Here is a 455-nt window from a genome sequence, read left to right as displayed (position 1 = left end):
CGCAACCGAAGACGAGCTGGCGGCCGAGAGGGCGGCGGCCAAGACACAGACGGTACAATCCTTCCAGCGCAAGCGTCCGTCGCGCAAACCGTTCCCCGAACATTTACCGCGCGAGCGGGTCGTGATCGCCGCACCGCAGAGCTGCCCTTGCTGTGGCTCATCGAAGCTATCAAAGCTGGGCGAAGACATTACCGAGACGCTGGAGGTCGTTCCCCGGCAGTGGAAGGTGATCCAGACGGTGCGCGAGAAGTTCTCGTGCCGGGACTGCGAGACGATCACCCAGCCGCCAGCCCCCTTCCACGTGACGCCGCGCGGCTTTGCCCGGCCGAACCTGCTGGCCATGATCCTGTTCGAGAAGTTCGGCCAGCACCAGCCCTTGAATCGGCAGAGCGAGCGCTACGCCCGGGAGGGCATCGATCTGAGTCTGTCGACACTGGCTGACCAGGTCGGCGCCT

The 455-nt window shown here is 65.1% G+C and carries 1 protein-coding gene; it reads left to right on the top strand.

The annotated features are described in order from the left end of the window. Positions 1-455: IS66 family transposase zinc-finger binding domain-containing protein (locus XH98_RS12885; RefSeq protein WP_271618801.1), on the top strand; the 455-nt coding region annotated here is incomplete at both ends.

This window comes from Bradyrhizobium sp. CCBAU 51745, assembly GCF_028128715.1.
Taxonomy (GTDB): Bacteria; Pseudomonadota; Alphaproteobacteria; order Rhizobiales; family Xanthobacteraceae; genus Bradyrhizobium; species Bradyrhizobium manausense.
The sequence above is the reverse complement of the archived record's forward strand: the minus strand, read 5'-3'. Positions and strand labels throughout refer to the sequence as shown.